The following is an 8,037-nucleotide window of genomic DNA, read 5'->3' on the forward strand; positions in this document are numbered from 1 at the left end:
TGGACATCCTCGAGCAGGTTTGGGGGTACAAACCCACGAGCTCTAATGACAGTCGAGTAGTAGACGTTCACATATCACGACTGCGCGCAAAAGTGGAAGAAGACGTAGAGGTTCCAGAACTTATTCTTACAACGCGAGGCAAAGGCTACATGTTTCGGCGCTGCAGCCAAGAAGAAATGTCTCTCAATATATGAGCCAATGCTCGTGATCTCTCCATAAAGCAGTCAGGACTGGCCCCGGCAGCACCCCCTAAAGTCAACGTATAAGGCCAAGATATTTCCAGAGGTCTTGCTGCAAGCGGCGATGCAAAGGTGTGACATTGACCATGTCTTTTGGAGGTGAATTTAGTTCAATTCCAGACTTTTCTGCCTCCTTGCGAACCTGCCTCAAGACAGGTATCAGCAGCAAGGCCGTCACAAGCGACATCATCAGCAGCGCCGGAAGAACGCTGATGGTCATGGCAACAAAAACGATTCCGGCCAGCATTTGACTGGCCAGCACCAGCCACTTCGGTTTGCTTTTTCCGGATAGCTGTTTCATGGCCTCATCTTGATAGCGATTCCGGCTCACCGGGCTCCTGCTTTGGTCCGCGAAACAATCCATCAAGGTAGTGCTTGACCACTGCGGGCTGCATCAGCCTGTACTAATCCCATTGTGGGTGATCAACGATGAATACCGCGATCGCATCTGGAATTCCAGTCATCAAGACGCCAACACAGAGCACCCTCCCGTCAAAGCAGTATCCCGCTGCGGAACTAGCGGAAGTGACCGCAAGACACTTGTGGCTGTCTTGGTTTTTATTCATCGTGAACGCTAGCGGGCCTAATCCTTTGCCTCTGCTATGCCGCTGTCAAGATCCGCTGCATTTTCCCAGGGCCGGGACGACAGCGCTTGCATTTTAGCGAGTCTCGCCTGCCGCTATCAATACCGCAGAGGCCAGGTGAGCGAGGGTAAGACAAGCCTCGAGGAGGTGATTCCCTACGACCTACTGAACGTGACCCCGCCGATGGGTCCGCCCGAGGTGGTGGCAAACCTGCTGCCCTACATCGATGGCTTGCCCCTGGCGGCTGCCTACTCCAGCTAAAGCTGCTGCCCGCTGATCACCAGCTACGGCAAAATGTTCATGGCCGAGTTCAACTACAAGCAGGAGCCCGCCCCCTACTGGAACCGCATGCTCGCCGGTGCTCAGCACGAGCGGCGGATTTACCGGGAGTAAAAAGCTGAGCGCTACCAGGCCCCTGGCCATGGCCTAGATCACCCTTGGGCGCTGCGGGGCTGCTTGCATGAGGAACGCAGTCCTGTGAACAGCTGGCAGAGCACGGTTTGCATCGCTGGCGGGAGGTTCAGGCACGGATGGGAATGAACGGCCGTCACCACTAGGGCGCAGGCCTCCATCAGAGCTGTGGACTCGTCATTGGAAAGCACGATGAGGTGCTGTTGATCGGAGCGTGTAATCCGCACCGATTTCCTCCATGGGAAAATTATCTAATTGACTTTACGTGGGCTCTATAGTGTTGAGGGCCACAGATTTGCCGATGATTGCTTACTTTGAGCTCAGATTAATATGGTCTTAATGCGATGGTTCTTCTTGCAGTAGCTGATTGTGCAATGGTGTGGGTTGCCATGAAGATCGGCATGGATAAGGAAGTCTTAACCTTTAGCAGGCAGGATCTCAGACAGGCCACTAATCAAGCCCGGGCATGAAAAGGGGCATCTGGTTCAGCGTATTTTTGTCAGCCGGCTTAGGACTGGCCCAAGGGCATCCCGCGCTCGCTCAAGGCCCCGTGTCAGCAGTGGGGCCGCAGCTTCAAGCCAGGAACTATCAAGAGGCGATTGGCAAGCCTCCCGCTGCTGGAAGCCTGGCAGAGGCGCACGACCTGGCAATCCTGCGCTGGAATCAGCGCACCAGAACGGCTGAGGGCATTCTCCACAGCTGGCGCTTTCTCAACCGCAATCTCAGTCCGTTTGAGCCTGCCATCGGCAGTGATCTGGCCAAGACCGCACCCATGCTCTCCAAGTCGCTGGTGCAGTATCTGGCACAGGTGGATTCGGTGAAGGACCAACTCAAAGACAGCCTTGCCCGGCCCCGGCCATTTGTGAGCCATGGCGAGTTCAAGCCCTGTCTTCCCCTCGAAAAAGGGTGGTCGTTTCCTAGCGGCCACGCAACTTGGTTTGCGACGGCCGGGCTGCTGTTGGCAGATCTGCTTCCAGAACGGCGAGAGCGGATCATGGCTGTGGGCTCGCAAGGGGGCCATGCCCGTGCTTACTGCGGTGTGCACTACCCCAGTGATGTGGAGGCCAGTCAGAGGCTGGCCCTGGCGATCAGCAGAGATGTGATCAAATCCCCCGAATGGAGAAGCTTCAAACAACAACTAGCCGATGAACTTCAGCGGTTGTTGGTTGCTCCCCCGGCTGGCCTGCCATTGCTTTCCGATTGATGGCTAGGCAGCATCATTTGGGGCGGCGCTGGTCGCTAATAAGCGTGGTAATACTGCCGGTTGCGATGGTGAGCTTGGAGGGGATTCCAGCTACGGTGTCGCCGGTGGAAGGTTTGCATCGGTGTTGGCGGACTAAATCCAGGTGCCGATGTTGAGTCCCACATGGGCTAGCGATCCCAATCCGAGCTGCTTACCCCGAGGGAGCAGCGATCAGTGGTTGATTGTTCAGCCGTCGGATCGCCACCACTCCTGGCCGGGGAGGCCGGCCAGGCACGCCTGAGGGCCAGTTAGAGCCGAGCGGCACCCAGCGCAGCTGCTCGAAGCGTTGACCGTTTCGATCGACCAGCCTGTGGGCTTGGGCTTCCACCTCCTTGCCTTGGCGCACACCCTGGCCCTCGCCTGGGTGCTGCACCGCCAGAAACAGCGTGCGGCCCTCGCTATCGAAGCAGGGCCCGCAAAGCTCACACCCCACCGGACCGATCGCAAAGCAGAGGGCCTGTCCCGCCATTGCACCTTCACGCGGCAGCAGCCAGCAGCTGTTGTTGCCGAACACATCGAGGTCGGCATCCCCAGAGCGATCGGTCACCAGCCAGAGGTTGCCGGATGGGTCGAAGGCGAGGTTGTCGGGATGGCTAAAACCGAGCCCGCCCTCCCAGGGCAGGCCGCCAGCGGCCACCATCCGCCAACGGAAGCGGGCGCCTCGGCCAGCGCCGCCATCGCTCAGGCGCATCACCCAACCGTGGGGCCAGAGGGATTCGCCTTTGGGGCCGCGGAAGACTGCCGGATCACTGCAGCCGCCGTCATCACGGCCCGCCGCCGTGAAAGCGATCAGCAGGTCGCCGTTGATCGGGTCGATATCGGTGTCTTCTGGCCTGGGGCAGGCGGTGGCACCAGCAGCATTGGCGGCTAGATGGGCATCAATCAAGATCGCCCCCTGCTGCCGCAGCTGCGCCTGCACGTCATCGCCGCCCAACGGGTAAAGATCGCCAAGTTTTTTGTAGCGGCTGCTATAGGCCTGCAGTGCGGAATCGCTGCTGAGCGCTTCACTGCCGCTGCGCTGGCGGTCGCTGTGGGGCAACACGACCGGTTGCTCCCAGCCAAAGCGCTCGTAATGACTGGGGGGTTGCGGCTGCACCGCCGTGGTGGCCTCCAGAGCAATCCAGGTGCCGCTGCCTTCTGCGTTGAAACGGGCCACCTCCAGGCGCCCGGCTGCAAACAGCCGCGAATTGGTGCGATCGAGCGGGTCTTGCACGAGCCCCTCGCTGACAAAGCGGTAAAAGTGGCCGCCATGGCGATCGCAACCCGAATACACCACCAGCGGCTCCCCAGACCGCGCCACAACGGCAACGGCTTCGTGGCGAAAGCGGCCCAGAAGACTGTGCTTAACCGCGGGTTTGCTTGGCTCGCTGGGGTCGAATTCCACCATCCAGCCGTACTTATTGCCGGCCAGCCCGAAGGGATTGCCGAGCCCGTCGAGGCGTGAACCATCCCAGCGGAACGGCCGCTTCTCGGGGGAAGCCGCCGAGCCATCGGCATAGACGGCCTCGGGTACCTGCGACTGAAAGTTTTCCTCAGCGCTCAGCACGGTGCCCCAGGGGGTGGTGCCGCCAGCGCAATTGGCAAAGGTGCCGATGATCCGATCACCCAGGCCGTCGCGGTAGCCAAGCGGCTGGCTGTGGCGAAACACCGCCGCCGCCGGACCGCTGCAGCGCAATGCCTGGTCCGGCTGGCTGAGCCCGCTGAGCCCATCGATGCGCCGCTCATAGCGACTGCCGCCCAGGCGGCGCCAGCCTGAGCTCCCCTGCTCAAGCTCGAGCACGCCGATGCCGAGATCAGCCATGGCAGCACGGGCTACGGCCTCGATCAGCGAACGCAGCGGGTCGTTCGCAGCCAGGCTGGCCACGTCCACGCTGCCGCCGCGGCTGGCCAGGGACTGCTGCAAAGGCTCCAGCGGCAGAGTGGTGCCCACGGCTTCTGAAAAACCTGCCGACCAGGTCTGCGGGCTGATGTATTCGAAGTTGATACTCAACAAGGCCTTCCCGCCAGGCAGGGCCTGAAATGCCAGGTAGTCGTTGTTGAAGCCAAAGCGACCCGTGGCGAGAAGATCCCCCCAGACAGCGATCAGCTCGGCGCGATAGCCCTCGGGAACCAGCAGTTTGTCGTCGACGTTGAACGTCCGATAGATGCGCCGTTGGTCTGCCGCACTCAGCCCGTCAGCAGGCAAGGGCAGAGGTGCACGCACGGGCACAAAGGGCAGGGCAGCATCCCCTGCCGTGCCGCGACTGCGCACCTCAAGCTGCGGCAGCAGCATGGCAGCGGCGCTGCTGCCAGCACCGATGCCCAGCAATTCGAGCAGCTGGCGGCGTTTGAGCGCGGAGCGATTCATTGCTGTTTCATTGCTGTTTCATTGCTGTTTCATTGCTGGGGTGGCGCTGAGCAGCCCGGCAGCTGGCGCGGCGCCAGCCGGGCAAGGTGTGAGCGTTGCAGGGGATTGAAGTTGTCGTCGGTCGCCAGCAGCAAGCTTGGTCGGCCATCGCCAAGGGGCGGAGCCGCCAGCAACACTTCCCAGTTATCTGGAGCAAGACCGAGCTGCAGCAGATTCCAGCTGATCAGTGGTGCCACGGGGGGGACTTCAGCGTTGCTGGTGGCGTTGGTTGTGATGGCGCTGGCGGGATACAGCACAAGTCGCGCCTGCCACTGATCGGGTGCCGTAAACCGACGCCACAAACCCAGCAGTCCCTGCTTGCTGGCCAGCAGATCGGTGAGCCCCCAACCTCCAGGTGGCAGGGCCAAGGGGCGCAGCTCTGCAGGTTGCAGGGCGCCGCTGGCATCGGGCGCCCAGCGCAGCAGCCGTACGCGATCAGGTGGATCTTGCAGCAGGGGCTGTTCAGCCGCCATCAGCAAGGCCCCGTCTACAGGTGAACGGGTCAGGGACTCCGGGCCCCCATTGCTGCGCAGTCCACGCTTGGGTTGGAGGCGCCAATCTGGCGGCAGCTCCCGGCTACTCAGAAGCGAACCTGCGGCCATGTTGTAGCGGAGCAACGCAGCTGGTTGCGCAGGTTGCAGCCGCCCCTCAGTGGCTACCCAAAAGTGCTGGGCTTCAACCACCAGCCCTTCGCCGTCCATGGGCTGCGGCTGCTTCAGCGGTAGGGGTGGCAGCGGCACGAGACCCTTCAGTCCGCCGGCTCGGAAGCCACGCCAGCGGCTGATGCTGCCGCGGGGAGCATCGCTCAGCAGCCACAACTCATCAACTTCTGGGCGGTAGGCCCCGGCCGAGAAGCCACCCCCCTGGCTCGGCTCGATCAGCCGCTGCTCGACAACCTCCCAGCCGGCAGAGAGTGGACAGGGCAGGGCAATAGCGGTGGGTGCGTCCATGGCGAGTGCTCAGGTCGACGCGGATATTTCAGTGGGGGTGGGCTTGAACTGGAAGGACATCGTGCCGATCACTTTCACCACCCGAATTGGATCAAGTGAGGTTCAGGTTCAGCAGAGTTTCAGCTCTAGCAGAGCTACTGCTCTTTTGCCTGTTGCGCCTGCAGCGTGTCCCTGTGATGAAAAGGCTTGTAGCCATGGCCACGCCACGAGAAAAGTGAGTTTGTGGATGGGGCTGAAATGGATCTCTGGGTGCTTCAAAAGCGACCGACCGGAATGGTCGAGCCCTTTGAGCTGACGCGGTTGCGGGAGGAGGCGCGCGTTCTTGACATCCGCTTTGAGACCGTCGCACCAGAAGAAATCGATCTAATCGTTAGCCGCGGTGGCCGGCGATCAATTCGGCGCTGCGGCGCTGAGGTTCAACTCCCCGATGTCTTGCTGCCCCGCACTGGTAGTGCCACGGATTACTTCTCATTGGCGATCCTGCGCCAGCTGGAGCACCTGGGTGTGGCTGTGGTGAATCGCAGCAGCGCCATCGAGGCGGTCAAGGACAAGCTCTATGCGCACCAAATCCTCGCCCAGAGCAATTTGCCAATCCCACGCACCATGTTGGTGCGCTTTCCAGTCGATCCCCATCTGGTCGCCCAACAGATTGGGTTTCCCTGTGTCATCAAGCTGCTGGTTGGCTCTTATGGCGACGGGGTTGTGCTCAGCCGTGACCCAGCCAGCTTCCGTGACCTGATGGAGCTGGTCTCCGGGCTGGATCGCTCCCAAAGCCTGATCCTGCAGCAGTACATCGGTACAAGACCCGGAAAGGACCTGCGGGTCTGGGTAATTGGCGGCCAGGTTATTGGCGCCATGTTGCGCAGCAGCACCGATGGCAGTTTCAAGGCAAACATCAGTAGGGGTGGGGATGGGCAGGCATTTCCGCTTAACCCAGAGCTGGAGCGACTAGCGCGCGATTCAGCCGCCGCCTTGAACCTCGACATAGCTGGTGTCGACCTGCTGTTTGATGGCGATGGTTACAGCATCTGCGAGGTCAATAGCGCCCCAGGCTTTCAGGGCTTTGAGACAGCCACGGGCCTGAACGTGGCTCGCCTGGTGCTTGAGCACTGCAGATCAAAAGTGCAGTTATTGCCGCCAGTGCATCCCCAACTGCAAGCCCTGAAGGCCGCGACCTGATTGCTTGCTACTGGCTTGTTGGGCTCTCAGCAGAGCAGTCCTGAGCTCGCAACGCTGCACCTTTACAACAATGCGCCGCAATGTGCCTCAGGGAACCTGGCAGCAGGCTCCAGTTCACGCGAGGTTGATCCCATCTTTGGTTTGAGTAGATGAGCTGGTCTGATTTGGAGCGGATGGTGGCCGATGCAGAAACCAGCCCGACGCTCCAGCAGGTCCTGCACCAGTGCCATAGCCGCCAGGAACTGCTGCACATCGCCCGCCAGCTGGGCTATCGGCTCACCAGATCCGACCTACAAAACGCCTGGCTGGAGCACCACAACGCAGCGGAAGCGCAAGGAGCCACTGGCGTGATCTAGCCACGGAGCGAGACTGGGCGCGGCAGCATGTAACGAAGTTGTTACATCACTCTCATGACAGTCGGGGAAGTCTTTCTGGAGTCGATCTCTAGTGGTGTGATCACGGAGCATGAGATCTCCTGGGTCGCCTCCCAGCAGGTTTCCTTTGCCCGCCACGAGGAAGCCTTGGCGCTTCGGTTGGGGCGCTTGGTCGACGAGGGGCAGATCAACCTTGGTTGCCGCCTGCCACGGCAGAGCGGCCGCTTGCGCCTGACACCGCAGCAGCTCGCATGACTCAAGACGACTCACTGCACTACTGGCAGAACATGCGCATCGCCATGGAGGCTGCCGGTGCAACTTCAAGTGCCATTTACAAACGCGCCCTAGCGATCACCCAGGGCCTTCCAGATCCCCTCGCATCTCAGGATTTAGCCGAGGGATAATTGTTGGTCCCCCTCCGATCCCGAGGTTTCAGCTCAGGTGGTGGCCCTCCCAATCAGCCTGGAAACGCAAACGCAGCTCGACCCTTGCTGCACCCGTTCACAACCTAGGCGGTCGATGTTGTTCCGCCTGCCGCACTACTTAAGGAGACTCTGGAAAACGCAGGGCATCCACGCGAGAATAGGTGCGCATACCAAGGCCGGGACTGGGGTGATGGGCGGCAAGCAGCTCGGGTTTGCTGATTACGAGCAAACAACAGCCAAAAAGCG

10 protein-coding genes are annotated in these 8,037 nt (G+C 60.8%); 7 read left to right on the forward strand and 3 right to left on the reverse strand.

The window, feature by feature from the left end; translation table 11 throughout:
- Positions 1-194 (forward strand): winged helix-turn-helix domain-containing protein (locus KBZ22_RS14000; RefSeq protein WP_255022444.1); only part of this gene is annotated, 194 nt, incomplete at its 5' end.
- 61 nt (positions 195-255) lie between these two features.
- On the opposite strand, the gene KBZ22_RS14005 is transcribed toward KBZ22_RS14000, so the two are convergent.
- Positions 256-540 carry a hypothetical protein gene (locus KBZ22_RS14005; protein WP_255022445.1) on the reverse strand — a complete coding sequence of 95 codons (285 nt, stop codon included), beginning with the start codon at positions 538-540 and terminating at the stop codon, positions 256-258.
- A 301-nt stretch (positions 541-841) separates the two neighbouring features.
- On the opposite strand from KBZ22_RS14005, the gene KBZ22_RS14010 reads away from it, so the two are divergent.
- On the forward strand, positions 842-1,084 hold the full coding sequence (locus tag KBZ22_RS14010) for a hypothetical protein (protein WP_255022446.1): 243 nt from the start codon (positions 842-844) through the stop codon (positions 1,082-1,084).
- Positions 1,085-1,793: 709 nt separating this feature from the next.
- Positions 1,794-2,438, forward strand: a complete 645-nt coding sequence (locus KBZ22_RS14015; RefSeq protein WP_255022447.1) for a phosphatase PAP2 family protein — start codon at positions 1,794-1,796, stop codon at positions 2,436-2,438.
- Positions 2,439-2,628: 190 nt separating this feature from the next.
- Here the strand turns inward: KBZ22_RS14015 and KBZ22_RS14020 are convergent, their stop codons facing one another.
- Together KBZ22_RS14020 and KBZ22_RS14025 are read right to left on the reverse strand one after the other, a co-directional pair.
- Complete coding sequence (locus KBZ22_RS14020) at positions 2,629-4,824, reverse strand: PhoX family phosphatase (protein ID WP_255022448.1); 2,196 nt, start codon at positions 4,822-4,824, stop codon at positions 2,629-2,631.
- A gap of 29 nt (positions 4,825-4,853) precedes the next feature.
- Entirely contained in the window at positions 4,854-5,813 is a 960-nt protein-coding gene (locus tag KBZ22_RS14025; RefSeq protein ID WP_255022449.1) for an esterase-like activity of phytase family protein, read from the reverse strand.
- A gap of 237 nt (positions 5,814-6,050) precedes the next feature.
- Between KBZ22_RS14025 and KBZ22_RS14030 the strand changes: the two genes are divergently transcribed.
- The 4 genes from KBZ22_RS14030 to KBZ22_RS14045 all read left to right on the forward strand — a co-directional run bounded on the left by KBZ22_RS14030 (position 6,051) and on the right by KBZ22_RS14045 (position 7,770).
- Positions 6,051-6,992 carry a RimK family alpha-L-glutamate ligase gene (locus tag KBZ22_RS14030; RefSeq protein WP_255022450.1) on the forward strand — a complete coding sequence of 314 codons (942 nt, stop codon included), beginning with the start codon at positions 6,051-6,053 and terminating at the stop codon, positions 6,990-6,992.
- 149 nt (positions 6,993-7,141) lie between these two features.
- Entirely contained in the window at positions 7,142-7,348 is a 207-nt protein-coding gene (locus KBZ22_RS14035) for a Nif11-like leader peptide family natural product precursor (RefSeq protein ID WP_254942594.1), read from the forward strand.
- A 54-nt stretch (positions 7,349-7,402) separates the two neighbouring features.
- Positions 7,403-7,621, forward strand: a complete 219-nt coding sequence (locus KBZ22_RS14040) for a hypothetical protein (RefSeq protein WP_254942595.1) — start codon at positions 7,403-7,405, stop codon at positions 7,619-7,621.
- Positions 7,618-7,770, forward strand: coding sequence for a hypothetical protein (locus tag KBZ22_RS14045; protein ID WP_255022451.1), 153 nt, complete (start codon positions 7,618-7,620; stop codon positions 7,768-7,770). The genes KBZ22_RS14040 and KBZ22_RS14045 overlap by 4 nt, the downstream gene beginning before the upstream one ends.
- The last annotated feature ends 267 nt before the right edge of the window (positions 7,771-8,037 follow it).

Source organism: Cyanobium sp. L1E-Cus, from assembly GCF_024345755.1.
GTDB lineage: Bacteria > Cyanobacteriota > Cyanobacteriia > PCC-6307 > Cyanobiaceae > Cyanobium_A > Cyanobium_A usitatum.

Bases quoted from the DNA above. Each gene is read 5' to 3' on its own strand.
- KBZ22_RS14005 (WP_255022445.1), bottom strand. From the start codon at position 540: ATGAAACAGCTATCCGGAAAAAGCAAACCGAAGTGGCTGGTGCTGGCC.
- KBZ22_RS14010 (WP_255022446.1), top strand. From the start codon at position 842: ATGCCGCTGTCAAGATCCGCTGCATTTTCCCAGGGCCGGGACGACAGC.
- KBZ22_RS14020 (WP_255022448.1), bottom strand. From the start codon at position 4,824: ATGAATCGCTCCGCGCTCAAACGCCGCCAGCTGCTCGAATTGCTGGGC.
- KBZ22_RS14025 (WP_255022449.1), bottom strand. From the start codon at position 5,813: ATGGACGCACCCACCGCTATTGCCCTGCCCTGTCCACTCTCTGCCGGC.
- KBZ22_RS14030 (WP_255022450.1), top strand. From the start codon at position 6,051: ATGGATCTCTGGGTGCTTCAAAAGCGACCGACCGGAATGGTCGAGCCC.
- KBZ22_RS14035 (WP_254942594.1), top strand. From the start codon at position 7,142: ATGAGCTGGTCTGATTTGGAGCGGATGGTGGCCGATGCAGAAACCAGC.
- KBZ22_RS14040 (WP_254942595.1), top strand. From the start codon at position 7,403: ATGACAGTCGGGGAAGTCTTTCTGGAGTCGATCTCTAGTGGTGTGATC.
- KBZ22_RS14045 (WP_255022451.1), top strand. From the start codon at position 7,618: ATGACTCAAGACGACTCACTGCACTACTGGCAGAACATGCGCATCGCC.